Annotated in this window: 29 protein-coding genes and 1 pseudogene; 14 read left to right on the forward strand and 16 right to left on the reverse strand. The window is 60.8% G+C overall.

Features of this window, described 5'->3' with window-relative positions:
* Positions 1 to 105: 105 nt before the first annotated feature.
* The 3 genes from AB4O01_RS08680 to AB4O01_RS08690 are packed head-to-tail and all read right to left on the reverse strand — an operon-like array spanning position 106 to position 2,354.
* Positions 106 to 516, reverse strand: coding sequence for an SRPBCC family protein (locus tag AB4O01_RS08680; protein WP_034156162.1), 411 nt, complete (start codon positions 514 to 516; stop codon positions 106 to 108).
* Between the two features lie 21 nt (positions 517 to 537).
* Positions 538 to 1,335, reverse strand: a complete 798-nt coding sequence (locus AB4O01_RS08685; RefSeq protein WP_099756603.1) for an SDR family NAD(P)-dependent oxidoreductase — start codon at positions 1,333 to 1,335, stop codon at positions 538 to 540.
* Positions 1,332 to 2,354 carry an aldo/keto reductase gene (locus tag AB4O01_RS08690; protein WP_460091369.1) on the reverse strand — a complete coding sequence of 341 codons (1,023 nt, stop codon included), beginning with the start codon at positions 2,352 to 2,354 and terminating at the stop codon, positions 1,332 to 1,334. The genes AB4O01_RS08685 and AB4O01_RS08690 overlap by 4 nt, the downstream gene beginning before the upstream one ends.
* 112 nt (positions 2,355 to 2,466) lie before the next feature.
* On the opposite strand from AB4O01_RS08690, the gene AB4O01_RS08695 reads away from it, so the two are divergent.
* Together AB4O01_RS08695 and AB4O01_RS08700 are read left to right on the forward strand one after the other, a co-directional pair.
* Entirely contained in the window at positions 2,467 to 3,363 is an 897-nt protein-coding gene (locus AB4O01_RS08695; protein ID WP_186625289.1) for a LysR substrate-binding domain-containing protein, read from the forward strand.
* A 218-nt stretch (positions 3,364 to 3,581) separates the two neighbouring features.
* Complete coding sequence (locus AB4O01_RS08700) at positions 3,582 to 4,241, forward strand: methyltransferase family protein (protein ID WP_460091371.1); 660 nt, start codon at positions 3,582 to 3,584, stop codon at positions 4,239 to 4,241.
* A gap of 126 nt (positions 4,242 to 4,367) precedes the next feature.
* On the opposite strand, the gene AB4O01_RS08705 is transcribed toward AB4O01_RS08700, so the two are convergent.
* Both AB4O01_RS08705 and AB4O01_RS08710 read right to left on the reverse strand, forming a co-directional pair.
* Positions 4,368 to 5,036, reverse strand: coding sequence for an HAD family hydrolase (locus AB4O01_RS08705; protein WP_460091372.1), 669 nt, complete (start codon positions 5,034 to 5,036; stop codon positions 4,368 to 4,370).
* Between the two features lie 78 nt (positions 5,037 to 5,114).
* Positions 5,115 to 5,528 (reverse strand): response regulator, encoded by a 414-nt coding sequence (locus AB4O01_RS08710; RefSeq protein WP_093441112.1) that lies wholly within the window; start codon positions 5,526 to 5,528, stop codon positions 5,115 to 5,117.
* A 199-nt stretch (positions 5,529 to 5,727) separates the two neighbouring features.
* On the opposite strand from AB4O01_RS08710, the gene AB4O01_RS08715 reads away from it, so the two are divergent.
* Complete coding sequence (locus tag AB4O01_RS08715) at positions 5,728 to 6,669, forward strand: class I SAM-dependent methyltransferase (RefSeq protein ID WP_460091374.1); 942 nt, start codon at positions 5,728 to 5,730, stop codon at positions 6,667 to 6,669.
* 149 nt (positions 6,670 to 6,818) lie between these two features.
* Here the strand turns inward: AB4O01_RS08715 and AB4O01_RS08720 are convergent, their stop codons facing one another.
* A complete protein-coding gene (locus AB4O01_RS08720) occupies positions 6,819 to 7,592 on the reverse strand; it encodes a helix-turn-helix transcriptional regulator (RefSeq protein ID WP_093441120.1) in 774 nt (257 codons plus the stop codon).
* Between the two features lie 110 nt (positions 7,593 to 7,702).
* Here AB4O01_RS08720 and AB4O01_RS08725 point away from each other — a divergent pair, with 110 nt between their 5' ends.
* Both AB4O01_RS08725 and AB4O01_RS08730 read left to right on the forward strand, forming a co-directional pair.
* Positions 7,703 to 8,818, forward strand: a complete 1,116-nt coding sequence (locus AB4O01_RS08725) for an extracellular solute-binding protein (protein ID WP_460091375.1) — start codon at positions 7,703 to 7,705, stop codon at positions 8,816 to 8,818.
* Between the two features lie 159 nt (positions 8,819 to 8,977).
* The gene (locus tag AB4O01_RS08730) at positions 8,978 to 10,096 is read left to right on the forward strand and encodes a DmpA family aminopeptidase (RefSeq protein WP_460091378.1); all 1,119 of its coding nucleotides are present in this window, start codon (positions 8,978 to 8,980) and stop codon (positions 10,094 to 10,096) included.
* Positions 10,097 to 10,445: 349 nt separating this feature from the next.
* Here AB4O01_RS08730 and AB4O01_RS08735 read toward each other — a convergent pair whose 3' ends face one another.
* Positions 10,446 to 11,078, reverse strand: a complete 633-nt coding sequence (locus AB4O01_RS08735; RefSeq protein ID WP_099756610.1) for a TetR/AcrR family transcriptional regulator — start codon at positions 11,076 to 11,078, stop codon at positions 10,446 to 10,448.
* Positions 11,079 to 11,241: 163 nt separating this feature from the next.
* Between AB4O01_RS08735 and AB4O01_RS08740 the strand changes: the two genes are divergently transcribed.
* Complete coding sequence (locus tag AB4O01_RS08740; protein ID WP_099756611.1) at positions 11,242 to 11,682, forward strand: hotdog fold domain-containing protein; 441 nt, start codon at positions 11,242 to 11,244, stop codon at positions 11,680 to 11,682.
* A 64-nt stretch (positions 11,683 to 11,746) separates the two neighbouring features.
* Here the strand turns inward: AB4O01_RS08740 and AB4O01_RS08745 are convergent, their stop codons facing one another.
* Positions 11,747 to 12,433: a GNAT family N-acetyltransferase gene (locus AB4O01_RS08745; RefSeq protein WP_460091379.1), complete on the reverse strand. Its 687-nt coding sequence runs from the start codon at positions 12,431 to 12,433 to the stop codon at positions 11,747 to 11,749.
* 150 nt (positions 12,434 to 12,583) lie between these two features.
* On the opposite strand from AB4O01_RS08745, the gene AB4O01_RS08750 reads away from it, so the two are divergent.
* The 3 genes from AB4O01_RS08750 to AB4O01_RS08760 all read left to right on the forward strand — a co-directional run bounded on the left by AB4O01_RS08750 (position 12,584) and on the right by AB4O01_RS08760 (position 13,829).
* Entirely contained in the window at positions 12,584 to 13,069 is a 486-nt protein-coding gene (locus AB4O01_RS08750) for a DUF3592 domain-containing protein (RefSeq protein WP_186625274.1), read from the forward strand.
* Between the two features lie 181 nt (positions 13,070 to 13,250).
* Positions 13,251 to 13,574, forward strand: coding sequence for a YXWGXW repeat-containing protein (locus AB4O01_RS08755; protein ID WP_007908150.1), 324 nt, complete (start codon positions 13,251 to 13,253; stop codon positions 13,572 to 13,574).
* Between the two features lie 42 nt (positions 13,575 to 13,616).
* Positions 13,617 to 13,829, forward strand: a complete 213-nt coding sequence (locus tag AB4O01_RS08760) for a YXWGXW repeat-containing protein (protein ID WP_007908149.1) — start codon at positions 13,617 to 13,619, stop codon at positions 13,827 to 13,829.
* Between the two features lie 15 nt (positions 13,830 to 13,844).
* Here the strand turns inward: AB4O01_RS08760 and AB4O01_RS08765 are convergent, their stop codons facing one another.
* Both AB4O01_RS08765 and AB4O01_RS08770 read right to left on the reverse strand, forming a co-directional pair.
* Positions 13,845 to 14,402: a YceI family protein gene (locus tag AB4O01_RS08765; RefSeq protein WP_093441142.1), complete on the reverse strand. Its 558-nt coding sequence runs from the start codon at positions 14,400 to 14,402 to the stop codon at positions 13,845 to 13,847.
* A gap of 74 nt (positions 14,403 to 14,476) precedes the next feature.
* Positions 14,477 to 15,832, reverse strand: a complete 1,356-nt coding sequence (locus AB4O01_RS08770) for an MATE family efflux transporter (protein ID WP_460091383.1) — start codon at positions 15,830 to 15,832, stop codon at positions 14,477 to 14,479.
* 199 nt (positions 15,833 to 16,031) lie between these two features.
* Here AB4O01_RS08770 and AB4O01_RS08775 point away from each other — a divergent pair, with 199 nt between their 5' ends.
* The 3 genes from AB4O01_RS08775 (at position 16,032) to AB4O01_RS08785 (ending at position 18,990) form a co-directional block, all read left to right on the forward strand.
* Positions 16,032 to 16,595 (forward strand): chorismate mutase, encoded by a 564-nt coding sequence (locus AB4O01_RS08775; RefSeq protein WP_093441152.1) that lies wholly within the window; start codon positions 16,032 to 16,034, stop codon positions 16,593 to 16,595.
* 166 nt (positions 16,596 to 16,761) lie between these two features.
* Positions 16,762 to 17,202: a phage infection protein gene (locus AB4O01_RS08780; protein WP_460091386.1), complete on the forward strand. Its 441-nt coding sequence runs from the start codon at positions 16,762 to 16,764 to the stop codon at positions 17,200 to 17,202.
* 147 nt (positions 17,203 to 17,349) lie between these two features.
* Positions 17,350 to 18,990 carry a sensor domain-containing diguanylate cyclase gene (locus AB4O01_RS08785; protein ID WP_460091387.1) on the forward strand — a complete coding sequence of 547 codons (1,641 nt, stop codon included), beginning with the start codon at positions 17,350 to 17,352 and terminating at the stop codon, positions 18,988 to 18,990.
* Here AB4O01_RS08785 and AB4O01_RS08790 read toward each other — a convergent pair whose 3' ends face one another.
* From AB4O01_RS08790 to AB4O01_RS08805, 4 genes are all read right to left on the reverse strand, one after another.
* Entirely contained in the window at positions 18,991 to 19,284 is a 294-nt protein-coding gene (locus AB4O01_RS08790; protein ID WP_099756616.1) for a hypothetical protein, read from the reverse strand.
* A gap of 112 nt (positions 19,285 to 19,396) precedes the next feature.
* Entirely contained in the window at positions 19,397 to 20,092 is a 696-nt protein-coding gene (locus AB4O01_RS08795) for a hypothetical protein (RefSeq protein ID WP_093441166.1), read from the reverse strand.
* A 197-nt stretch (positions 20,093 to 20,289) separates the two neighbouring features.
* The gene (locus AB4O01_RS08800) at positions 20,290 to 20,676 is read right to left on the reverse strand and encodes a c-type cytochrome (protein ID WP_093441176.1); all 387 of its coding nucleotides are present in this window, start codon (positions 20,674 to 20,676) and stop codon (positions 20,290 to 20,292) included.
* Positions 20,677 to 20,728: 52 nt separating this feature from the next.
* A complete protein-coding gene (locus tag AB4O01_RS08805) occupies positions 20,729 to 22,060 on the reverse strand; it encodes an aminotransferase-like domain-containing protein (RefSeq protein ID WP_460092241.1) in 1,332 nt (443 codons plus the stop codon).
* 89 nt (positions 22,061 to 22,149) lie between these two features.
* On the opposite strand from AB4O01_RS08805, the gene AB4O01_RS08810 reads away from it, so the two are divergent.
* Positions 22,150 to 23,043: a DMT family transporter gene (locus AB4O01_RS08810; protein ID WP_320337612.1), complete on the forward strand. Its 894-nt coding sequence runs from the start codon at positions 22,150 to 22,152 to the stop codon at positions 23,041 to 23,043.
* 3 nt (positions 23,044 to 23,046) lie between these two features.
* Here AB4O01_RS08810 and AB4O01_RS08815 read toward each other — a convergent pair.
* A pseudogene (locus tag AB4O01_RS08815) lies at positions 23,047 to 23,861 on the reverse strand (cupin domain-containing protein).
* A gap of 131 nt (positions 23,862 to 23,992) precedes the next feature.
* Between AB4O01_RS08815 and AB4O01_RS08820 the strand changes: the two are divergent.
* Positions 23,993 to 24,505, forward strand: a complete 513-nt coding sequence (locus AB4O01_RS08820; protein WP_116254999.1) for a carboxymuconolactone decarboxylase family protein — start codon at positions 23,993 to 23,995, stop codon at positions 24,503 to 24,505.
* Positions 24,506 to 25,073: 568 nt separating this feature from the next.
* Here the strand turns inward: AB4O01_RS08820 and AB4O01_RS08825 are convergent.
* The gene (locus tag AB4O01_RS08825) at positions 25,074 to 26,519 is read right to left on the reverse strand and encodes a SulP family inorganic anion transporter (protein WP_093441205.1); all 1,446 of its coding nucleotides are present in this window, start codon (positions 26,517 to 26,519) and stop codon (positions 25,074 to 25,076) included.
* Positions 26,520 to 26,648: the final 129 nt, after the last annotated feature.

Consider the following 26,648-nt stretch of genomic DNA (forward strand, 5'->3'; position numbering starts at 1 on the left):
TCTGCGTGGGAATGCCTCAAGGGACGCTCCGCGTTCCAGCTTGCGAAAGGGACGCGGAGCGTCCCGGGCTGCATTCCCACGCAGAGCGTGGGAACGATCATCAACTCAGGTTGGGTAATTGGCTCGCAGTGCCTCGAGGCCACCCTGATAGATGCCACTGAACAGCGCCACCACTTCCTCATCACTCACGCCTTTGGCGTTGAAACGCCCCGACCACGTCACGCGTGCGCCCTGCCCCTGGGCTTCAACCTTGATCGTCGCCAGGTAATCAGTCGCCGGGAACGGTGCCTGTTCGATCGAATAGCTGTAAGTCTTCGCGGCGTTGTCGAACGCTTGCAGGCGCTCGATTACCACAGCGCCGTCAGCGGTTTGCAAGGTGCGCACACGGCCACCGTCGCTCAGTTCACTGTTGGGAATAAAGGGCAGCCAATCGGGCAGCGTGTTGAAGCCGCCGATCAATTGCCAGACCTGATCGGCCGAGGCCGGAATGTCGATGGTTGCGGATGCTGTTGGCATAGATAAACGTCTCTCCAGAATTCAGATAGTCAGGCTGTCGACCACGCCGCCATCGACGCGCAACGCGGCGCCGGTGGTGGCCGAGGACAGCGGCGAAGCAATGTAGGTCACCAGGTGCGCGACTTCTTCGACATCCGCCACGCGCTGGATGATCGAGGTCGGGCGGGCCTTGAGCACAAAGGCATCGGCCTCATCGCGCAGGTTGCGCCCGGATTCGGCGGCGGCATCCTTGAGCATGTCTTGCAGGCCGTCGGTGAAGGTCGGCCCCGGCAGGATCGCATTGACCGTCACCCCGGTGCCAGCCAGACGTTTGGCCAGACCGTGGGACACCGCCAGATTGGCGCTTTTGGTCACGCCGTAGTTGATCATGTCCGCTGGCGTGGCCACGCCGGATTCCGAGGACAGGAAGATCACCCGGCCCCAGCCCTGCTCGACCATCGCCGGCACGTAGTGCCGCGCCAGGCGCACGCCGGAAATCACGTTGACCTCATAGAAACGCGTCCACTCGCTGTCCGGCGCTTCGAAGAAATCCACGGCGTCGAAGATGCCGAGATTGTTCACCAGAATGTCCGCACGCGGTTCAGCGGCGAACAGTTTCTGCGCGCCCTCCGCAGTGCCCAGATCGGCAGCCAGACCACGCAACTGCGCACCCGGGACTTTCTCGCGAATACTCGCCAACGCCTGTTCAACTTTGCCCGTGTCGCGGCCGATCACCACCACCGTGGCGCCAGCTTCGGCCAGCGACTGGCTGATGCCCAAGCCGATACCAGCAGTGCTGCCGCTGACAATGGCCAGTTTTCCACTCAGATCAATCTTCATGCTTTCACCTCATCGATTGGCAATGGTGCACGTTCGGAAACCAGTTGGGCGTCGCGCATCGCCTGCCAGAAACCGGCAGGAATGCTGGCCGACAATGCCGCGACATCTTCGGCGATGCGTTGCGGTTTGCTTGCGCCGGGAATCACCGCCGCAACAGCGGGATTGGCCAGCGAGAACTGTAGCGCAGCGGCTTTGATATCGACGTTGTAAGCGGCGGCGATGCGTTTGATCTGCTCGACCTTGGCGATGACTTCAGGGCTGGCCTTCTGGTATTCGAAGTGCGAGCCGCCGGCGAGAATGCCTGAGCTGTAAGGGCCACCGACAACGATTTCAACGTTCTGCGCCCGAGCCGCATCCATCAAGCGCTGCAGCGGGCGTTCGTGATCAAGCAGCGTGTAGCGACCGGCCAACAGAAAACCGTCCGGCTGCGCTTCGCTGAGATCAAGGGTCAGTTCGCACGGCTCGACTTTATTCACGCCCAGGCCCCAGCCTTTGATTACGCCTTCTTCGCGCAACCGGGTGAGCACTTTGAATGCGCCAGTGCGGGCCTGATTGAAGTACTCCAGCCATTGATCGCCGTAGAAGTCTTGAGCGATGTCGTGCACCCAGACGATGTCGAGGCGATCGGTTTGCAGACGCTTGAGGCTGTCTTCTATCGAACGCATAGTCGCGTCGGCTCTGTAGTCGTTGACGATCTTGTTCGGCCGACCGTGTTCGAACACCCCGCTCTTCTCGCCGAGATCGCGGGTGGCGGCGTCTTCGATTTCATCGAGAATCACCCGGCCGACCTTGCTGCTCAGCACGTAATCGTCGCGCTTGTATTGCTTGAGTGCCTCACCGAGGCGGATTTCCGACAGACCGGAGCCGTAAAACGGCGCAGTGTCGAAGTAGCGCACACCGGCATCCCAGGCAGCATGCACGGTGGCCTGCGCTTCTTCTTCGGGGATGGCGCGAAACATGTTGCCCAGCGGCGCGGTGCCGAAGCCCAGTTGCCCGGGCAGTTTGTCTTTCAAGCTCATTGGATTGTCCTTATACATTCTTGGTCGGTGTGACCGTTGAGCAGATCCTAGATTGCGACACCGAGACCGTCCAAGACATAATCTGCAGCACTTGAGTCCCTATAGGTCTGACATGATCGACATCCGCCAATTGCGCTATTTCGTTGTAGTCGCCGAGGAAGAACACGTCGGCCGCGCCGCCGAACGGCTGCATATTTCCCAGTCGCCGCTGAGCCGGCAGATCGCCCAGCTCGAAGAACGTCTGGGCCTGACGTTGTTCGAGCGCAGTCAGCAACGCATTCGCCTGACCCGTGATGGCCAGACCTTCCTCGCCGAAACCCGCGCCCTGCTCACCCACGCCAATCGCCTGGAATCCCTCGGCAAGCGCCTTGGTCGTGGCGAAGAAGGCGGTTTGTGCATCGGCTATATCGAAAATGCCATGCACGCCGGCGTCTTGCCCAATGCCTTGCGCGTGTTACGCGTGGACCGGCCGAATGTGCATGTCGCGTTGTACAACCTCAGTTCTGCCGAGCAATTGGAAGGCTTGCGACAGCGTAGTCTCGATATCGCGTTGGTGAGCGAGCCGCCGACCGATGACGATCCGGATCTGCTGGGTTTCCAGGTGCTCGATGACCCGATGCTGCTGGCGTTACCGGAACAGCATCCGCTGGCGCAGCGAGCTGCGTTGAACCCGGAGGATCTGGCCAATCAGGAATGGATCGGCGTGCAGCCGCGTCAGGACGCCAACGATGAGTTCGTCAGCGCCTGCATCCGCGCGGGATTCACCCCGGATGTGCGCATGCAGGCGACCGAACCGTTTACCGCGCTGGGTCTGGTGGCGTCGGGGTTGGGGATTGCGATGATTCAAAAAGGCCTGAGCCATAACGCACCGCCGGGCGTAGTGCTGCGGGAGCTGCCGTGGCTGACCTTGACCACGCCATTGTGGGCGGCGTGGCACCGGATCAATTTGCGGCCATTGGTCGAGACCTTCCGCAAAGTCCTGACTGACGGTGAGATAGCCGCTGACTGACAGGGCCTCTTCGCGAGCAAGCTCGCTCCCACAGGTTCAGAAGTGATCTCGCATTCTCTGTACGAGGCAGATCCCTGTGGGAGCGAGCCTGCTCGCGAAGGGGCCGGCACATCCAACATCGAATGTGACTGACCCAACGCTTTCGCGAGCAGGCTCGCTCCCACAGGTTTTGCGGTGGATCTACACTCAACGGATCAGCATCCAGCCGTGAGTTGACCATGAGAATGTCCGCACAAATGACCGTCGTTGCGGTACTCGCCACCCTCGCCTACCTCGGCCTGGCGGTGTGGGGCATTGGTGGTGTGGCGATGTTCTTTTCCCACGGTTCGCTGGTGATCGTCGCACTGGCGACGGTGGCCATGGTGATTGCTTCGCTGTTCAGTGAGGTCAACCTCAGCTCTGGCGAACGTGAAGACCGCGCCAATCGCTGGGTGATTCCGGCGTTTGGGGTGATCGGGCTGCTCAGTGGTTTTCTGCCGGCCTATTGCGACCGGGTGAATTTCTGGACGCTGGGCGGTGAAGGCGTGCGTTGGCTCGGTGCTCTGTTGTTTATCGTCGGCGGCACACTGCGGTTGTGGCCGGTGTTTGTGCTGGGACGACGTTTCAGCGGACTGGTGGCGATTCAACCGGGGCACCGATTGGTCACCGATGGCATTTACCAACGGCTGCGCAATCCGAGTTATCTGGGGTTGGTGATCAATGCCGTGGGCTGGGCATTGGCGTTTCGTTCGGTGGTCGGGTTGATGCTGGCGGCGCTGACGTTGATCCCGTTGATTGCCCGGATTCATTCGGAAGAAGCCCTGCTGCGGGCGCAGTTTGGGGCGGAGTATGACCATTACTGTGCGCGGAGTTGGCGGTTGGTGCCGGGGGTTTATTGATTTTCGAACTCACTCAGGATCCTGTGGGAGCGAGCTTGCTCGCGAAGACGGCGGCACAGTCACTATTGATGGTGGCTGACCCATCGCTTTCGCGAGCAAGCTCGCTCCCACAGGGATTTCGGGGTGTCAGTTTTTTTGCAGGTGGAGTTGACCGGCGCTGTCGATTTTGACCTGAACAGCAGCATAACTGGCCAACGTCGCATGGGTGGTTTCCAGCGGATGCTGATGCGTGGTGGTGATGATCATCAGCGGCGCACCGGCGGCTTCAGCAGCCTGAATGCCGACCGTGGCGTCTTCGAAAATCAGGCAATCACGCGCGTCCAGGCCAAGACGTTGGGCCGCCAGTAAATAGCCGGCCGGGTCGGGCTTACCCGCTTTGACGTCCTCAGCTGTGATCATCACCGCAGGCTCTGGTATTCCCGCCGCCGCCATGCGCCGCAACGCCAGATCCCGTGGCGCCGACGTCACCATCGCCCAGCGATCTTTGGGCAGGCTATTGAGAAATTTCGCCGCGCCGGGTATCTCGACAATGCCTTCAACGTCTTCGATTTCCGCCTCGGTGATGAACGCCGCTTGCGCCTCGGCATCCACCCCCGGCAGGTTGAGCCGAGTGATGGTGTCGATCGCGCGCACACCATGAATGGTCGGCAAAAACGTTTCCACATCGACGCCATGGCGCACGGCCCAGGCTGCCCAGATCCGCTCGGCGGCGGCAATGGAATTGAGGACGGTGCCGTCCATGTCGAACAGAAACGCGGCGAACGCGCGATCGAAGACGTTATCGTGAGCAGACAAAAGATCGCATCCTTTGAAAAGACTGGGCGGATTGGCCGGGCAATGTAGCATTTTTGCGCGGCGATTCGTCCCGGCATCTCAGTGCAGGCGCGGAGCCTTGGACTTGAACGCGCTATCCACGCAGTCGAGTAACTGACCGATGGCCCACGGCTTCTTGATGAACGCCACCGGGTGCTTGACCCCCGATGTCTCCGGGGTTTCATAGCCGGACATGACCATGACCGGCTTGTCCGGCCAGCGTTCGCCGACCAGATTGGCCAACCCGGCGCCATTGATTTCGCCGGGCATGGTGATGTCGGTCAGCAGCAAGGCCACTTCCGGCGCGTGCTCTTCCAGATACAGCTTGGCGTCGTCCGCGCTGGTACGTGGCTCGACTTTGAAACCTTCCTCCTGAAGAATTTCGCAGAGAAACTCCAGAATCAACGGATCATCCTCAACCACCAGAATCAATCCGTCAGGAAGGTGCGCGCTCGCCGTAGGTGTTGGGCACATGGAACTGCACTCCCTGAATTGCATTAACGATTTAGCGGCTTGAATCCGCTGCTTAACTGGTATGAGCAGCGGGCTCTGCAGAAATTCATTTTTGATACAGGTCTTTTGCGAAACGCCGTTTTTGCCCGTCGCCGGCAATCGTTCGTGACGGCGTATTTGTGGTTAAAATGCCGGCCCTTTTGCTTGCCGATCCTGACCGATGAACCCTGAAGCCCTCGCTACCCTCCATGCCCATCTGCTGCCGGCCCTCGCGGCTGCACCGAGCGAAAGCCGTCGCCTGTTCCACGGGCGCGGACGCTGCTGGGCCGGGCTGGAGCAGTTGACGGTGGACTGGCTGCAAGGCGTGGTGCTGGTGTCGCTGTTCAAGGAGCCGGCGCCTGAGCAACTGGACGATCTCAAGGCGTTGCTGATGAAACTCACCGGTTCCGCCGAATGGAAACAGTCCGGCGCCCACACGTTGCTGATCCAGCATCGCTATTTGCCGCAGAGCACTGCCGAGTGGCTGCTGGGTGAAGAGATCGACGAAATGAGCATCGTCGAGGGCGGCTTGCAGTACCGCGTCGATCTGGGCCGCAAGCAGAACGCCGGGCTGTTTCTCGACATGCGTTACGGGCGCAACTGGGTGCGCGAGCAGGCCAACGGCAAACGTGTGCTCAATCTGTTTGCCTACACCTGCGGTTTTTCCGTGGCGGCCATCGAGGGCGGCGCCAGTCATGTGGTCAACCTGGACATGTCCCGCGCGGCCCTGAGCCGTGGCCGCGACAATCATCGCTTGAACGGCCATGACCTGAGCAAAGTCAGTTTCCTCGGCCACGACCTGTTCAAGTCCTGGGGCAAGGTGATCAACAGCGGCCCGTATGATCTGGTGATCATCGATCCGCCGTCGTTCCAGAAAGGCAGTTTCCTGCTGACCAAGGATTACCAGCGCGTGCTGCGCCGCTTGCCGGAATTGCTCACGGCGCAAGGCACAGTGCTGGCGTGCATGAACGACCCGGCGTTTGGTTCGGACTTTTTGATTAATGGCGTGACGCAGGAAGCGCCGAGTCTGCGTTTTGTAGAACGACTGGAGAATCCGCCGGAGTTTCCGGACATAGATCCGCAAAGCGGCCTCAAAGCCCTGGTTTTCCAACGCACCACCTGACACCCCGAAGATCCCCTGAACAACACACATCCCCTGTGGGAGCGAGCTTGCTCGCGAAAGCGTTTTGTCAGTCGCCAGTGAGGTTGACTGATCTACCGCATTCGCGAGCAAGCTCGCTCCCACAGGTTTATGTGTACGACCGATGATCTTTAGTGAGAGCGCAGCACCAGCGCAAACAACTCTCCATGCCCGGTGACATTGAGCTTGTGATACAGATTGCGTCGATGCACCTTGACCGTCTCCGGCGAAATGCCCATCTGCTGGGCCATCGCCTTGCTGGAAAAGCCCTGCAAAATCAGCCGCGCCGTATCGACCTCGCGCACCGTCAGCCGCGCGTCGAAGCGGTCGAGCAACGTCGCCAGATCCCCAACCACCGTTTCCGCCACCGCGCCCTGCGGCGGCAGCAACTGCACATGCCGACGCATTGCCGCCAACACCCAATCGCGCACGCACAACAACCGGCCCTGCTCGGCCATGTCGAACGGCGTCGAACGGCCCAATGACAAACCGAGCACGCCGCCCTCGACGTTGATCATGAACTGCAACTCGTCCTCGCCCACCACCGAACGAAAGTAACTCTGGTAGTACTCGCTGTGCAGAAACTGGTCCGGCGCCACCGAGGCGAGGCTGTGCAAACCATCAGCAATGCCGGTCGAGGCGCTCTGGTAAAACGGATCGAGCAGGTACATCCCGGCACTGTAACCGGCCAGTTCTTCCTGCTCGTCGGGGCGGCCCTTGCTGTCGAAGTCGATCAGCAATTGCGGCGCCTGCCCGGCTTTCATCAACGCCACCAGCGCGTTGTCCAGCGGCACCAGCAGCCGCAACGTGTCCACCAGCGCACGCCAGAAACCGTCCTGACCGACACCGGCAAATACCCGCGCCAGGCTCTGATGCACTGGCAGTTCCTGCAGCAACGCGTCCACGCACTACCCCTTTTGAGTAACCCATGATGGGAATGGGTCAGGCGTGACCAGCCCGATAGGCTGACCACTCCTGTTCATCACCGGCCTGCACAGGCCAGGAGTGCCGCATCATGCGTGGTCACCGTGGCTGTATCAACCTCAGCATTCAACTGGGCCTGCTGGCCGGTATTGGCGCCAGCTCGATCGCCCTGGCCGCTGACGCGCCGAGCGTGCACGTCTACAACTGGTACGACTACATCGGCCCGAACACCCTCCACGACTTCCAGCGCGACAGCGGTATCCAGCCGGTCTACGACACCTTCGACAGTGCCGAAGTCCTCGAAGGCAAATTGATGACCAGTCGCAGCGGCTACGACGTGGTGGTGGCAAGCAACTTCAGCCTGCCGACGCTGATCAAGGCCGGCGCCCTGGCCCCGCTGCCACGCGAGCAACTGGCGGGCTGGAAGAATCTTGATGCCGATTTGTTGGCAAAACTGGCCAACAACGATCCCGGCAATCAATACGCCGTGCCGTATCTGTGGGGCACCAACGGCATCGGCTACAACGTCGACAAAGTACGCGCAGCGCTAGGCGACAAGGCGCCGGTGGATTCGTGGGATCTGGTGTTCAACGAAGCCAACCTCGCCAAACTCGGCCAGTGCGGCGTGGCGATGCTCGATTCGCCGTCGGAGATGCTGCCGGTCGCCCTGCACTATCTCGGCTTGCCACCCAACAGCACCGATCCCGAAGACTATAAAAAAGCCGAAGCGCTACTGCTGAAACTGCGCCCGCACATCGCCTATTTCAACTCGTCGAAATTCATCAGCGACCTGTCCAACGGCAACATCTGCGTGGCAGTCGGTTGGTCGGGCGCGATGCTGGAAGCCAAGACCAATGCCGAGCAGGCCAACAACGGCGTGAAGATCGCCTACAGCCTGCCCAAGGAAGGCGCGCCGGTGTGGTTCGACACGTTGGTGCTGCTCAAGGACGCGCCGAATCGGCCCCAAGGGCTGGCGTTTATCGACTATCTGCTGCGCCCCGAAGTGATCGCGCCGGTCAGTGATCATCTGTCGTACCCCAATGGCAATCGCGCCGCGACAGCGCTGGTGGCCGCCGCCACGCGGGACAACCCGGCGGTTTATCCATCGGCCACGGCGATGGCCACGCTGTACACCCTTGAACCCCTGCCCAAAGCCACCGAACGCGTGCGCACGCGGGTGTGGAGCAAGGTCAAGAACGGCCAGTAACCCCTTTTGAACATTTCACCAAACCCTGTGGGAGCGAGCCTGCTCGCGAAAGCGGTGGGTCAGTCGACATCAATGTTGGATGTCGGATTGCCTTCGCGAGCAAGCTCGCTCCCACAGGGCCGGTGAACAACCCTGCATTTTTTAGAGAGACAACAATCAATGAAACCTCGTGCCCGTGATCTCAACATCCGCATCGGCCAACTGCATCCCGGCCCGCTCAACGCCATCACTGATGTACCCGGCGTACGCGTCGGCCACAGCAATGTGCGCGGCCGCAGCAGCGCCGGACGGGACATCTGCACCGGCGTGACGCTGATCGAACCGCGCGCAGGTTCGACCAATCAGCAACCGTGTTTTGCCGGCGTGCATGTGCTTAACGGCAATGGTGACGCCACCGGACTTGAATGGATTCGCGAGGCGGGTCTGCTGACCAGCCCGATTGCCTTCACCAACACCCACAGCCTCGGTGTGGTGCGCGATGCCTTGGTTGCACTGGATCGCCAGCAGCAACCCGACGACGGCCGTCTCTACTGGAACATGCCAGTGGTGCTGGAGACCTTTGACGGCCTGCTCAACGATATCAACGGTTTTCACGTGCAGCCCGCGCATGTGGCTGAAGCCCTGAAAAACGCGGTCGACGGCCCGGTGGTGGAAGGTGCCGTCGGCGGTGGCAGCGGCATGATCTGCCATGAATTCAAGGGTGGCATCGGTACGTCGTCGCGGCGTTTGAGCAGTGCCCAGGGCGGCTGGACCGTCGGCGCGATCGTGCAGGCCAACCACGGCATTCGCAGCGAACTGCGGGTCGATGGCTACCCGGTCGGGCGTTACATGGAACAGAAAGATTCGCCGTTCTTGCGCGCCTCATTGCCGCATCCGGGCATGGGCTCGATCGTCGTCTGCCTGGCGACCGATGCGCCGCTGTTGCCCCACCAGTGCACACGCCTGGCACAGCGCGCGAGCCTCGGCCTGGCGCGCACCGGCGGCGGCAACGAGGATCACAGCGGCGACATCTTCATCGCCTTCGCCACCGGCAACGCTCATGTGCCACCGGCGGCCTACGAAGGCAAAGGCGCGCCGACCTGTGACGGCTTGCGCATGGTCAACAATGACCATATCAGCGAGTTGTTCCTGGCCGCGACCGAGGCGGTTGAGGAAGCGATCATCAATGCCTTGCTGGCCAGTGACAGCACCGAAGGCAACGGTCACTCGGTGCCGGGACTGGATGCCGAAACCCTGCTCGCGGCCCTCGAAAAATCAGGCTGGCCTGGCTCGCGCTGACAGCGCTTTTCCCCTGTAGGAGTGAGCCTGCTCGCGAGCGCGGTTTGTCAGTCGAAGTAGATTTGACTGACCCACCGCGCTCGCGAGCAGGCTCGCTCCCACAAAGGGTTACATCAATATTTGTGGAAGGCTCCCGCGCCGCCGTTCGGGCGACTGGCGGTACTTGAGCCGTCACTTGCACACTCCTACGATGGAATCACGCAGGGGCTCCGCTCTTCGGGCGCTGCGTAGGCACGGGTGCTCTGAACCCCAATCAAGCCCGTGCCTTGCTTCATGCGCATCTTGAGCCTCGAGGGCTCTACTTCCTCCCCATCAAAGAGCTTTGAGGCTCTTTTTTTGTCTGCGTAAATCAGCAGTCCGGCAGCGCATCGACGCGAATCGAGCGCCAGGCCGCCTGCGCCAGCAACTCGCGATAACCCGCCGGACTGCCCTTCACCCGCCCCGCCAGCCAGGCACGGCAGTAACTGTCGGCCTGACCAATGATCAACGACGGCAACAGCTCGGCGGGCAAGGCCTTGAGTTCGGCAGCGCGCCCCGATTCGGCCAGCCAGTCGCGCAGACGCAGATTGCGGGTTTTGTTGCGCTCGGCCAGTTCGTCTTTGAACGGCCCTTTGGTCACGGCAAACCGCGCGTGGTACTGGAAGCGCGCCCACTCCGGTTGACGTTCGACCCAATCGACGTAGCTGAACACCAGCGCCTGCACACCTTCCTCGGTGGTTTGCGCTGCATCCAGATAGGCATCGCGCAGGCGCGCCTGATCCTCCAGCGCGGTGAAGAACAACGCGGCGACCAAGCCCTCCTTGTTGCCGAAATGGTGATAGATCGCCCCGACGCTGGTATCGCACTCGGCGCGAATCATGTCGATGGTGGTGGCCTCGATCCCCTGCTCGTTGAACAGGCTTAGCGCCTTGCGAAAGATATCGCGCTTGAGTTCGGCGCGGCGGCCGGGGTAGCTGCGTTCCAGTAGATCTGCGGTGTCCATGCGGCTCACTGCCTGAAAATCGGGATTGAAAGGCACACGTCGTGCCCATGAAAAAACACGCACAGGTTGACAGATTTCCCGCAGACCGAATACCGTTCCGTTACAGAATATTATTCTGTAACGGAACATTATTCTGCAAAATCACTTTCCGCGAGGCGTTTCCATGAGTCAGTTTCTCAACATGTTCAACAGCGCAGGCCCGCAAGCGTTCAGCCAGATGGCCTGCCAGGTCGCGCCGTACTTCAGCAGCATCAACCCGCTGGTGACCGAGTTGCGTGCGAACTCGGCGACGGTACAAGTGCCGTTTCGCCGTGAGATCACCAACCACCTCGGCACCGTGCATGCGATTGCCATGTGCAACGCCGCAGAACTCGCCGCCGGGATGATGACCGATGTGTCGATCCCGGCCGGCGCACGCTGGATCCCCAAAGGCATGACCGTGGAATATCTGACCAAGGCAAAAACCGATGTGACGGCGGTGGCCAGTGGTGAAGGCGTGGATTGGCAGAGCGAAGGCGACAAGATCGTCACCGTGGACATTCACGATACCGAGGGCAAAAAAGTGTTCACGGCGCGGATCACCATGAACGTCAAACTCGGCTGAATGACGCGCACAAAAAAGCCCTTGCTGCGGCATTCACAGCAAGGGCTTTTTCAGCGATGTGAGGTCAGTGCACGGTCAGGCGCTGGCGGACAAACTCCTCGACATGGCGAGTGGTCTGATCGAGGTGCCGGTCGCGCTGTTTCTCGGCATCGAGCATCGCCCGTTTGCCATTTTTCTGCAGCAGGTACGTGTGGATCTGCTGTACTTCCAGCGAGCGGTAAATCGGCGTGGTGTCGATAAACCCGCGCAAGCCATTGCTGCGGTAACGCCGGGTGCTCATCAACACCTGGGTTTCACGCTGGCCAATCACCTCAAAGCCCAACGCTTCGAAGTACGGGACTTTGCCGATCGTGCAGGCCAGCTCCGCATGGGGATAACGCCCGACCATCTCACCGATCATCGCCCGCGCCACGCCCTGGCGCCGATGCCCTTCGCGCACCGCCATGTAGGCCACGCTGCAGGCTTCCCAGTCGCCCTGCACCGGCAGGTACAACAGAAAACCGATCACTTGCTCCGGATCATCCTCGTCGGTGGCCACCAGCAACTCCACGTCGATACCCTTCTCGCCATTCAACGCTTCCAGATACAGATGCACCTCATAACCGACCGCGTACTGATAGACGTTGTACAGCAGGTTGCTCGGGCCGAGGCCGACCGCACTGATGTCGGTCAGGTAGTCGACGACCATCTGCAGGATCTGGCTGTTGACGGCCTCGGGGCATGGGGATTTGTAGTGGGTGATGCGTGGCATGACGAACTCCGACGGTAAAAGCGTTGCCGACCGCCGCAGCGGTCGACGAACCGCGACATCATACCGTGACGCACGCGCTCGAAGTCTAAAGTTCCTGTTCCGAGCGCCGATGTAACGGTCTCCTACAAATGTCACCACCAGGGATCGGCCATGTACTACCCGCGCGAAGCTGCCAAGGATCACCTCTACAACCGTATCGTCATGCTGACCGTTGCTTGCTGCGTGGTTTTGCTGCTCGCTGCAATGGCGCACAAGTCGGGCATGCTTTATGGGGCGCTGAGTTTCAACGGTGTGGAAACCCGCGGCAGCGTCACGGCACTGGAAAAGATTCCAATGAACGCCAATGGCAAGGTCATTCACTATCAATACACCGATGCCCAAGGCCAGCCCCATGAAGGGCAACACGCCGACGAACGCTACGTCGAGCATACCCAATATGAAGTCGACGGCCCCATCACCCTGCTGGTGTCGCCGTGGATGCCGGATAAAAGCTGTATCGCCAGCCAGTTGCAGAGTTACCGTACGAGCTTCTACATCATGACCGGCGGTGTGTTGCTCGCACTGCTGTTTCTGCTGATCTCGGGCAGGACGTTCTGGCAGATTCAGGCAATGAAAGAACAAGACCGGTTTTATTGAGTCCAGCCTCACAGGCAACAATCTTCACGCGCGCCGGGCGTCTTGCTGCGGCGCCATCCTGACGTTCTCGCACCGCCCTCCCTGAAAAAAATTTCATCCACCTCAGACGGGATCTTTCGCAAATCAGGCATCCAATTCTGCAGCTGCGTTCAATTTTCGACGCAGGCCTTGAGGAGTTGTCATGAGCGTTTTGCGTTCCCTGTCCAAATGGCGAAAAACCCTGCTGCTGGTGCCGTTGACGCTGGCGGCGCTGAGCAGCGCCCCGGTGTTTGCGCAACCGGTGGTGATCGTCCAGCAAGCCCCACCGCCGATGCGCATGGAAGTGATGCCCGGCGCACGTCCCGGTTATGTCTGGGATCAAGGTCATTGGCGCTGGCAAGGACGCGGTTACGTGTGGATACCCGGCCACTGGCAACCGGTGAGGTACGGCGCGCGCTGGAAACCCGGGCACTGGCAGGCACGCGGACCAAACTGGTTCTGGGTCGAGGGGCATTGGGTGCGATGAATGCGCGACAGCCTGACCATCACTTCTTGCGAGAACACCACCATGTCGAAGACCGTTAAAGCACTGCTGGCCGCCACGCTGGTGGCCGTCACGTTGTCCGGTTGCGTCGTCGAGCCCGCCCGTCCGCATCGGCCTCCGCCGCTGGTCGAAGTCGTTCCGGTGATGCCGGCGCCGGGTTATCACTGGGTTGCCGGGCACTATCGCTGGGGCGGCAACCAATGGCGCTGGGTGCCGGGGCACTGGCGGGCCTATTGATTGCAACGGCGGGCGTCACTGCTGTGGCGCCACCACTTTGAATTTGATGGCGATGTCCTTGGACACCACGGTGTCCGCCCACTCGCCCGCGCCGAGGCCGAACTCGTCACGCTTGAGCACCAGTTCACCGTCGAAAATGCCGATGGCACTGTCCGGTTTCAATTCCACCGGCACCTGCACTTCACGGGTAATGCCTTTTAGGGTGAGCTGGCCGGCAATCAGGTAGTGGTGCTCGGCCACTTGGGTGAAGTGGCTGGACTCGAAAACCGCGACCGGGAATTTTTCAGTGTCGAACCACGCCGGTTTCACCAGTTCGGTGTTGGCGTCTTCGCTGCCGGCATCGATGCTGTTGAGGTCGATGTGCAAGGTGGTACGAGCGTTAGCGAGGTTGTTGGTATCGAAGTCCAGCGTCGCTTCAAACTTTCCAAAGGTGCCGTACATCGGCGAGCCCATCTGGTTGTAGGTAAAACTGATCTGGCTGGCGGTGGTGTTGACCCGCGTGTATTCGACAGCCTGCGCGGTACAGATGACGCACAGCGAACACGCGGCAACCAGCAGCAATCGGATCGACATGGGATTCTCCGGGCGGGGCTAGCCGTCGAGGGCCTCGATTGAATTAAGCAAACATCCGACTGTTACGCCAGCGCCTACACCAGACGCTCGATCTTCTGATGCTGCCAGACCAGTTTGTAATACAACGTCTGCAACACCAGCATGCCCAGATAGGCCACCGGAAACGCCATCCACACACCCTGCAACCCGTACTGCCCGTCCAGCCAGTACGCCGCTGGCAGTTGCACGCCAACCACGCAAATGATCGCAATCGCCACCGGCACCAACACCGTGCCGCTGGCGCGCATGATCCCGCCGATGATGGCCTGGAAGCCAAAGACCAACAGGCTCCACAGCATGATGTGCAGCAGATGCTCAGCCATTGCCCGGGTCGAATCCTCGGTCAGGAACAGCCCCAGCAACCAGTGCGACAGCAGATAGCCGAGCACGATCAAGCCGCCGGTCAGGCACACGTTGATCAACAGCCCGGTGCGCAGAATCGGCCCCATGCGCTCCAGCCGCCCGGCGCCGATGGCCTGCGCACCGAGGATCGACGCGGTGATCGCAATCGACAACGCCGGGAACTGCACATAGTTGACGATCTGCGTCACCGCACCATACGCGGCGGTCGCTTGCGAGCCGTGCTGGTTGACCAGCGCCAGGATCACCAGCTCCGACAGCGACAGCACAATCATCTGCACGCCGGTCGGCAGGCCGATGCGCAAGACCTTGCCGAGAATCGCCCCGTCAAGGCGCAGCGCGGCGAAGAACTCCCGATCCGGCGCCAATGGGTGCCCTTTGCGAATCAGGCGCCACGCCAGCCATGCCATCGCCGCCAGGTTACCGGCCAGCCCGGCGTACGCCGCACTTTGAATACCCAATTGCGGCAAGCCGAACCAGCCGCGAATCAGCGCCGGGGTCAGGGCCAGCCCGACACAGGTCGAGACCATCAGCGCCAGCAATGGCGACAGCGTATCGCTGACCCCGCGCAACAGCTGGGTGAACAACACAAACACCAGCAGCGACGGCAAGATCCACATCATCACATGGGCATACGCGACGGCATCGTCAAGCACATCCGCCGGCGTCCCCAGCCCCGTCAGCGCCTGCCGCGCGAACACGCTGCCCAACACCGCCGCCACCAGACCGATCAACACCCCGAGCAACAGCGTTGCCCCGGCAATCGCCTTGACCATGTGCGGCTCACGCGCGCCCCACGCCTGACCGATCAACACACCGGCGCCCGCGCCGAGGCCGATCACCAGTGCGATAAAGAAGAACACGATGGGAAACATCCCCGACACCGCCGCCAACGCCTGGGTGCCGAGCATCTGGCCGATGTAGATGCTGTTTACCGTGCCCGACATCGATTGCAGAAAGTTCGACAGCACCATCGGCGCAAGGAACAGCAGGTAGGTGTGCCAGAGTGGGCGTTGGGCGACGGCTTGCATTGAATAGAGGTCCATCTCGACGGCGGGAGGGCTGATGGAGGATAGCTTCGGTGAGTTGCACGCGGGGCGCAATTAACATTTCAAATCGGTGTTTATGACCGGTGGCCGCGCCTGTGTAACGGACACGCTTCTGTAGGTGCAAGTTCAGAGCTGTGGTAAACAACTGCCCACTTTCACTTCTCTCATTGAGGCTCTGTTCATGCCGCGCTTTGCCCATCTGCTGACCGCCACCCTCCTCGCCGTGCTCACCACCAGCGCTCACGCCGCCGCGCCTGGCGAAACGTTGAAGCCGTTGCTGGAAACACTCAACGAACGCCTGAACATCGGCGACCTCGTCGCGCTGACCAAATGGGACAGCGGCAAGCCGATTCAGGACAGCCCGCGTGAAGCGCAGGTTATTGCCAATGCCCGCAACCTGGCCACCGAGCGCCAGCTCGACGCGGAAGACGTGGCGCAACTGATCGCCGCGCAAATGGAGGCGAATAAACTGGTGCAGTACGGCTTGCTCGCACAATGGCAAGCGTCCGGCGCTGCGCCGGACACCCCGCGCCCCGACCTGGCTAAACAGATTCGCCCGCGTCTGGATGAGCTGCAAACCCGCCTGCTGCAGCAATACGCCGATTTCGCGCCGTATCGCCATGATGCGAATTGCCCGGTGTGGCTGGCCAAGGCGCGCATCGGTCTGGCCCACGACGCGCTGCATGAACTGGCCCTGACACGGGCGACCGGTGAGTTGTGTGTGCGGGCGGCGAACTCGCGCTGAGAAACGGCCAGATCAAAAGATCGCAGCCTGCGGCAGCTCCTACAGGGGGGATTGGTGAACCATCATTGCGGTCGATGTTCACCATCACGGCAATGAAGTTCTCATAAAAATTCCACGGCGTAACATCAGCTCCATACCAACCAACAACACCCCGGAGCACACGATCATGAAACGCCAGACCCTTCTCAGCATCGCTTTCTCGGTTTTCGCCATTAACGCTTTTGCCGCCACCCCGGCACACACCCAAGTCGCAGAAGGCGGCTCGGACAAGTTGATTGAAAGTCGTGTTGCTGAGGGCGGTTCTGATCGTCTGATCGAACGCCGCGTTGCCGAAGGTGGCTCCGATCGCCTGATCGAACGCCGCGTTGCTGAAGGTGGCGCTGATCGTCTGATCGAACGCCGTGTTGCTGAGGGCGGTTCTGATCGTCTGATCGAACGCCGTGTTGCCGAAGGTGGCGCTGATCGCCTGATCGAACGCCGCGTTGCTGAAGGTGGCGCTGATCGCCTGATCGAACGCCGCGTTGCTGAAGGTGGCGCTGATCGCCTGATCGAACGCCGCGTTGCTGAAGGTGGCGCTGATCGTCTGATCGAACGCCGCGTCGCATAACTCTGCGGCTTCATCGCAATCACAATGAAAGCCCGGCCTGATCAGCCGGGCTTTTTCACGTCCGGCGCCATCCATTCCCCGACTGGCCACCCACCGCCCATTGCGCATACCATGCGGCCACAACTCCAAAACAGACCTCGACTGCCCATGCTCAAAGCCAGTCTGCGTAGCCACCTCACCCTTTGGTTTGCCGGTTTATCCCTGCTGACGCTGCTGAGCGTGGGCTTCTATGTCGGCCATATCGCCACAGAACAAATGAAGCAGGCCAGCGGCAATGCGTTGCTCAACACCGCGCGCTCGGCTGCATCGTTGTTGGGTGAACGACTGCGCGAACGCCAGTTGGAGGTGTATCTGCTCAGCCGTGCGCCGCATCTGGAGCGTGGTGATCTGGATAACCCGGCGATTCTGAAATCGATGCAACTGCGCACCCAGGCCCGCACCGAGTATGCGTGGATGGGCGTCACCGATGCCGAGGGCAAGGTGCATCAGGCGGTGAACGACTTGCTGGTCGGCCAATCGGTGCAGCAACGGCCCTGGTTCCAGGCCGGGTTGCGCGGCGAGTACACCGGCGATCCTCATGAGGCGGTGTTGCTGGCGAAAATGCTGCCGGCCCTGCCGAACGGTGAACCGCTGCGCTTCATCGATTTCGCCGCACCGATCCGCAACGCAGACGGCCAGGTGATTGGTGTTCTTGGCGCCCACGCACACTGGAGCTGGGTGACCCGCATTGTTGAGTCGGCGGCGCTTTCGCATAAAAACTCAACGCCGGATATCGAAGCGTTGATCATCGATCACGATGGCAAAGTGCTCTACCCGGAAGCGCTGATGGGTCAGCAACTGGCAATTGACACCAAAAGGCAAGGCTGGACGGCGGGCAACGGATTCCTCACCAGCGTGGTCACCGTACCGACGTCATCGAGTACGGTGCTGTCATGGTCGATTGCCGTGCGCCAGCCATTGGAAACCGCACTGCAACCGGCGCGCCTGCTGATGTACAAATTGCTGATCCTGGGTGTGGTCGCGGCGGTGCTGTTCGGCTTGGTGGCTTACTACCTGGCGCTGTACCTGAGCCGACCGATCGAACAGCTCGCGCGCTCGGCGCGGCAAGTGCAAAACCAACAGCCCGGTGCGCAATTCCCGCTGCAGCACCCGGTGCTGGAAATTGCCCAGCTCGGCCAGTCCATTGATGCCATGACGCAATCGCTGCTCGGCAAAGAGCGCGAGCTGCAAGAGGCCAATGCCTCGCTGGAAGCAACCGTCGCGCAACGCACCGCTGCGCTGACGCAGGCCAATGCCGAATTGCTCAGCCTGGCGACCCACGACAGTTTGACCGGCGTTTACAACCGTCGCCGTTTCGACGAGAAACTCACCGAATACACACTGCTGTTCCGCCGCACCGGACGTCCGTTCTCCCTGCTGCTGATCGATGCCGATCACTTCAAGCGCATCAATGATTCCCACGGCCACGCAGTGGGTGATGATGTGCTGCAACAATTGGCGCAGTTGATTCAGAGCAGTTTGCGCACCACGGACTTCGTCGCCCGTTACGGCGGCGAAGAGTTCGCTGTGCTGTTGCCGGAAATCGCCAAACCCGACACCCCGGAAGTTGTCGCCGAGAAGATCCGCGTGGCGGTAGCCGAAGCTCACTTCCCGGTGATCGGGCAGGTGACGGTCAGCATCGGCATCGGCCTGGCGGACCCGGCCGATAACAACCACAACGCACTGATCAAACGCGCCGATCAGCAGTTGTATCAGGCCAAGGCGGCAGGTCGTAATCAGGTGGCGTGATCAGCCCTTCTTCACTTCGCAAATCCCGTTGGCCCGGTTCTTCCCGGTGTACGACACCGCAGGCGAACCGTCGGGATTGATGCTCAGGGAAATGGTCACGCCCGCGCCTTTGGCTTCGAAGTAGTTCTCGTTGAATTTCTTCAACTGGCCTTCCTTGCCATTGATATAGATCGGCCCGCCTTCATCGGCGTGCACTTCGATCTTGCCCGGGCACGTCGCGTTGAGCATAGGGATGCCGGCATGGGCGATTGCGCTGACAAGCAACAGCGGGGCTGCCAGTAGCAGAAATTTCATGGTGAGCTCCTTGAGTGCAACGGTGTGCCGGACGATAGGGAAATGCCGCACAAGTACCCTATCGACCCGTGACCGACCGCAGCGTTCCGCGAACACGATCGCCTTGTGCCGATTACTGTTTCAAGTGATCGACCAGCTTGTTGACCACCAGATCGGACACATGGCTGAACGCTTTGCGCAACGCCTCGGGATCCGTGGCGTACTGCTCCGGTGTATAGGCGATGGTGTTGGCATCGTTGGATACAGAGATCGTGTCGAAATTACGCCATACCGCTGAGCCGTTGCGCTTGATTTGCGCCGTGGCACCGATGACGGGATACAACACGGTGCTGAAGTTCTTCAGGCAGAGGCCCCATTGCGAGACCAGAATTTCGACCTCGGCATCGGCTCGCTCACCCTCGCCCACCACGGTAAACAGATGTTCCTGCTGTACGCGTTTTTCGAAGCTTTGCCGGATCAACTGGCTCAGGTCGATGCCATTGGCCTTCATGTTGTTGCGAATCGCCAGAGTGATATCGCCGGTGGCCACGTCCGCCGCTTTCGTCCCTGCCACAGAGCCCGCCCCCGTTAACGCACCGGCGCCAGAAGTCGAAGCACCTGAGGCCATACCTGCCGCTGCGCCGGCTCCAGCACCCAGGCCGGCGCCCCAGGCCTGCGTCATGCTGGTGTATTGAAAGTTATCGACGGCAACAAACACCGGCAGCACTTTCACGGTTTTGATCTGCTGGCGGTCTTCAACGCTGAGATCTTTGGTCACGCAACCCGTCAGCAAAACGAGGGCAGCAACAGCGACGAGTAGCTTTTTCATGTCATTTTTCAATCAGGGACTTGGGTGTCCGGCATATCGCCCGAACACCGCAATACTTGAGTCGCGAAGAAGACGTAGTGGTGACGGTCATGACCCTGGCGGCGGAATCAATCGAGCGTGATGGAGGGGGTTGCCACAGAGAGCATCAACCGACATCGCTGCACCTCAAAAACACGCACGCCCTGTAGGAGCTGCCGTTATTGCGTGAAGGTCTGGAGGTACGCCAGCAAATTGTCGAGTTTTTCTTCGTCGCTCAAGCCCCAGAAAATCATCCGCGTACCCGGCACCACGCCTTTCGGATCCTTCAGATAGGCGATCAGCGTTTCGCGATCCCAGGTCACTCCCGAGTTCTTCATCGCCTCTGAATACACGTAATTCGCTGACGTACCGGCGGGCCGACCGATGATGCCATTGAGTTGCGGACCGAATCCGGGGCGGGCCGATTCGCCGACCTGATGGCAGCCGCCGCACAGACGCGGAAAGATTTTCGCGCCGGCTTCGGGGTCGCCTGCGGCGAGGGTGAACGTACTGGACAGGCCAGTGGCGAGCATCAGGGCGAGTGACAGTGCAGCGGTGTTTTTCATCGAGGGTTCCGGATCGGTCTGCATCGGGCGACGCAAGGGTAGCATTATGTTTTTACAGGTAAGCGCCAATGATCTTTCTGACTTTGCTCAACGCCTGACGCAACACGTCCATCTCTACCGAGCCCAACGCCAGGCGAATCGCATGCGGCACATGACCCGCCACCGAAAACGGTTCAGCCGTGGTGACGGAAATCTGCTCGTGCATCAGCTCGACGACAATCTGATCGGCGCGCACGTCTTCCGGCAGCGGTAGCCACAGGAAATACGACGCCGGATGGCCAATGCTTGGCAGTCCTTTCAACACTTCGGTGGCCAGTGCCTGCCGCACCTTGGCGTCGTTGCGCTTCTGTTCCTCAAGCACCGTCACCGTGCCGTCGTCGAGCCAGCCACAGGCGATGGCAGTCATGACGCCTGGGGTGTTCCAGGTCGTGGCGCGGATGATGCGTTCCAGTGCTGGCACCACGTCGGTCGGGGCGGCGATGAAACCGACACGCAGGCCTGTGGCGATGTTTTTCGACAGGCCCGAGACGTAAACCGTGCGCTCCGGCGCCAGATCGATCAGCGTACGCGGTGGGTTTTCAACCAAAAAGGCGTAGGCCGCGTCTTCGATTATTGTCAGATCATGACGCCGGGCAATCGCCACCAACTGCTCGCGCTGCGCCAGCGGCATCACCCAACCCAACGGGTTGTGCAACGTCGGCATGCTGTACACGGCGCGCACCGAGCGGCTGCGACAGAGTTTGTCCAGCGCGGCGAGATCCGGCCCTTGATCACCGAGCGCAATGGCTACGACTTCCAGATGCAGCGCTTCGGCCAGCACCTTGAACCCGGAATAGGTCAGCGCGTCGGCGGCGATCACATCGCCGGGTTTGAGCAGCGCCATCAGCGTGACGGCCAGGCCTTGCTGGGCACCGTTGACGATCAGCACTTGCTCGGCCTCGACCCTCACCCCGCGCGTCAGCAGGTGCCGCGCGACCGATGCACGCTCGTGGCCGCGCCCGGCGTGCGGTTGATAACGCAGCAACGCCTCCAGATCGCCGGACAACGCCAATTGGCGCAGCGCTGTGCGCAACAAATCCGCCTGACCGGGCAACGACGGGTAATTGAAATTGAGGTCGATCATGCCTACCGCCACGTCTTTCTGATCGATGCCCTGCCCCGGCGACAACGACGTTTCGCGGACAAACGTGCCGCGCCCGGTCTCGCCGCTGATCAGGCCCATGGCCTCCAGCTCCGCGTACACCCGCGAAGCCGTGACCAGCGCCAACCCTTCCTGAGCCGCCAGTTGCCGGTGGGTCGGCAACCGTGTACCCGGCGGCAACATCCCCGAGCGAATGTCCGCCGCGTAGGCGTCAACCAGTGTCTTGTAGCGCGAACGTGGCATGCCGGATGTATCCATGACAATTCTTTGATTGTGCTGATTCTCGGTTCTAGCATGACCGCAATGCAACCCACTTCCGAGCGTGAACGGTGATGGAAAGGACTTCGAATCTGACGACCCCGGCACTGGAAAAAACCAGTGGCTGGATCAACGGTTTTATCGGCGTGGTGATCTTCAGCGGTTCGCTGCCGGCCACGCGTATGGCGGTGCTGGAGTTCGATCCGGTGTTTCTCACGGTGGTCCGCGCCGCCATCGCCGGGGTGTTGGCGGTGGCGCTGTTGTGGCTGTTTCGCGAGCGGCGCCCGGCGCGCAATCAGTGGTTGTCGCTGTTGATTGTAGCGATGGGCGTGGTGCTTGGCTTTCCACTGTTGACCGCACTGGCGTTGCAACATGTGACGTCGGCGCATTCGATTGTGTTTGTCGGCTTGCTGCCACTGGCCACAGCGATTTTTGCTGTGCTGCGCGGCGGTGAGCGGCCGCGACCGGTGTTCTGGATTTTCTCGATGCTCGGCAGCGCGCTGGTGGTCGGCTTCGCGCTGGCACAAGGTCTGACTGCCTCGCCCACTGGCGATCTGCTGATGCTCGCGGCGATTCTGGCCTGTGGTCTCGGTTATGCCGAAGGCGCGAAGTTGTCGCGCACTCTCGGCGGCTGGCAGGTGATTTGCTGGGCGCTGGTGCTTTCGCTGCCACTCATGGCGGTGTTGAGTGTGTGGCTGGCGCCCGCCTCGTTCAACACAATCAGTCTGTCGGCGTGGCTATGTCTGGGCTACGTGTCGCTGTTCAGCATGCTGATCGGTTTTGTGTTCTGGTATCGCGGTCTGGCTCAGGGCGGGATTGCCGCGGTCGGTCAGCTGCAATTACTGCAGCCGTTTTTCGGTCTGGCGCTGGCGGCGACGCTGCTGCATGAACAGGTCAGCCTCGGCATGCTCGCCGTGACGTTTGGCGTGATCCTGTGTGTCGCCGGGGCGAAGAAATTCGCCAAATGATCCTCAGGCACCCGCCTTCCACTCGCGTGGGCTGAGCCCGGTCTTGCGCCGAAACGCCCGGGCCAGCGCCGAAGGACTTTCGTAACCGACCTCTTCGGCAATCAGCGCAATCGGTCTGCCTTCGCGCAGGCGTTTCTGCGCCAGACTGACGCGCCAGCTCAGCAGGTAATCGGCCGGCGTTTGCCCGACAACCCGGCGAAACTGCTCGGCAAACCCGGCGCGGGACAGGTTGGCGACAGCGGCCAGATCCGCCACGCTCCAAGGTTTTGCGGTTGCTCGTGCATCAGGTTCAAGGCACGGGACAGGCGTGGATCGGCCAGACCGGCGATCATCCCCGGTTGTTGCTCCCGACTGCTGATCAAGTGCCGCAGCAACAGAATCACCAGCAGTTCGAACAGGCGATCCATCACCGCCACCCGCCCGCAATGACCTTCGAACGCTTCCTTGAACAGCCATTCCACGGTGTTGCCCAGTTCCGGGATGTCCGTCAGTTTCAGCACCAGATAATCCGGCAGCGCCGCCGCCAGGGCATTGCCGGAGCCGCCATCAAACGTCAACGTGGCGCAGACCAATCGGGTGTCCATGGCTTCATCGGCAAACATGCGATGGGTAAAGGGTCGGGGGAAGAAGATCAGCGACGGTTCGCTCAGACGAATCTCACGCTCGTTGCCCGGTTTGAGCAGCAATTCACCGGCCTGCAAAAGATGCACATGCCCCACCGGCTCGTTGTCATGAACGCTGACGCCGCAAAACGCGCCGCTGTGGAACGTACCGGCATTCACGCCGAAATGGCTGAGCAATGTTGAAAGGCGATCCATGGACGACTCCGAGGGCATATCTGGACGATCTGCCGCATATCCTCGACGATTTGCCGCCAACCCACCAGCCCGGCTCAATAACATGACCTCCATCCCCGGCGCACTTCGCACCGGACTTTCGGAGAATCACCATGAGCCGCATCCACGCTATCAGCCTCGAAACCGCCGCCGACGCCAGCCGCCCTGTGCTGGAAGGCGTGAAGAAGAAAATCGGTTTCCTGCCCAACGTCTTCACCACCCTGGCCAAAGCACCGGTGGCCCTCGAAACCTACGTGCAAGCCTCGGCCATCCTCGGCAAGACCTCGCTGAACGCCCAGGAAAAAGAAGCCGTGTACCTCGCCACCTCACAGGTCAACGGTTGCGACTACTGCCTGGCGGCACACACCTTGTTTGCCGGCAAAGCCGGGCTCTCGGCGCAGGACATCGTCGCCGCACGCCAGGGCGAACTCAACGCCTACGCCACCCTCGCCCGTCAGCTGACCGAAAGCCGCGGCCATTTGACTGATGAACAGATCGCCGCCGCCCGCACTGCCGGCATCGACGACGTGAAGATCATTGAAGTGATTGCACTGGTGGCCGTGCAGAGCCTGACCAACTACCTGAACAACGCGGCACTGACCGATATCGACTTCCCGGCCATCTGAAGTCTGGCCACACAACAACACCAGTGGGAGCGAATCTGCAAGCGCTAGCGGCGTGTCATTCAAAGCATCTTTGACCGACCCGACGCCATCGCGAGCAGGCTCGCTCCTACATTGGGACTGAGTACATCCGATAGAAAATTGGTCGGCTGCCAGGCCGCCTTCGCGAGCAAGCTCGCTCCCACAGAAAAAAAGCACTTCCCACCTCGCACCGCATCGCTTCTAACCACTCAACAGGATGAGCGTTAGCTCGGCTGCCGCTCTTGATCTTGATCTTGATCCACGAGCGACGTCGGAAGGCTGAGTGGAGGGATTCATCCGGGCGTGGGAGCGCAGCGACCGTTTGGCGCAGCCAAACACATCGAGAGGAGGTGCAGCGAAGCAAACCGTAGGCGATGCGCCCGGATGGAGCCCGGAGCAAAGGAACCCCGAGCCCCAGCGAGCGGGCCGCACGTAAGAGCAAGCCTTTTTGGTTACTTTTTCGGCGTCTGGAAAAAGTGACCCGCCGTAAGGGCGGAACCCTAATCAGCAACACCCGCAGCAACGGATATATACCCAGTCAGCCAGACAATCAGTGATGCACCTCACCCGCCCGCTTCAACAATTTCTTGCACCGCTCAGACAAATGAAACACCTGCAAATGCTTACCCGCTTTGGCATAGCGCTCGCGCAGAGTCCTCAAAGCCGCAATCGCCGAATAATCAACAAAACTCAAATGCCGACAATCCAAAGTCACCCGGGCCGGATCATTAGCCGGATCAAACTGATTGAGAAACGGCGTAGTCGAAGCAAAAAACAACGTGCCATGCAAACGATAAAGCTTGCTGCCGTCAGCCTCCAGATGCTCATCGGCATACAACTCACGCGCCTGCTGCCAGGCAAAGTTGAGCGCAGCGATGATGATGCCGCACAACACCGCGGTGGCCAGATCAGTGAACACAGTGATGGTAGTCACAGCAATGATCACCAGCACATCATTGAGCGGCACTTTGTTCACCACCCGCAACGACGCCCAGGCAAAAGTCTGCTGCGACACCACAAACATCACACCCACCAGCGCCGCCAGCGGAATACGCTCGATCAGCGGCGACAGAAACAGAATGAACAACAGAATCAGCACCCCAGCGACCACGCCAGACAAGCGCCCGCGCCCACCGGAGCTGAGATTGATCACGGTCTGGCCGATCATCGCGCAACCGCCCATGCCACCGAATGCGCCCGAGACCATATTGGCCGCACCGAGCGCCACGCACTCGCGATCCGGGTAGCCACGGGTTTCGGTGATTTCGTCGGTCAGGTTCAACGTCAGCAGGGTTTCCAGCAGACCGACCAGCGCCATCAGAATCGCGTAAGGCGCGATGATGCGCAGGGTTTCAAGATTCCACGGGATGTCCGGCAAAGCGAACGTCGGCAAGCCGCCGGCAATGTGCGCCATGTCGCCGAGGGTGCGGGTCGGCAGACCGAACAGATAGACCAGCAGACCGACGCCGAGGATCGCCACCAGTGCCGGCGGCACCGCTTTCGTCAGACGCGGCAGGATATAGACGATGGCCATGGTCAGCGCCACCAGCCCGGCCATCAGGTACAACGGCGTACCGCTGAGCCAGTCCTCACCGTTCTTGAAATGTTCCAGTTGCGCCAGCGCAATGATGATCGCCAGGCCGTTGACGAAGCCGAGCATCACCGGGTGCGGCACCATGCGCACCAGTTTGCCCAGGCGCAGCAAACCGAACGCCATCATGATCAAACCGCCAAGCAACACCGTCGCCAGCAAATACTGCACACCGTGCTGCACCACCAGCGCAACGATGACCACGGCCATCGAACCGGCCGCGCCGGAGACCATGCCCGGCCGGCCGCCGAACAACGCCGTCAGCGTGCAAATGATGAACGCGCCATACAGGCCCATCAGCGGATTGAGGTGCGCCACCAGTGCGAACGCAATGCATTCGGGCAACAGGGCAAACGAGGTGGTGAGTCCGGCCAGGACATCGGCGCGCAGACGAATCGGTTTCATGGCTTACCTATCGAGCAGCCACCGAGCGCGGCTGCAGGTGTTCGGGAAAAAGAGGGTTGCGGATGTTACGGAATTGTCGCGGATCGGGCCAGTGAACGCTGACACTTGTCGACTCGGGCTTTATGCTGG

Source organism: Pseudomonas sp. S2_E02 (assembly GCF_054668355.1).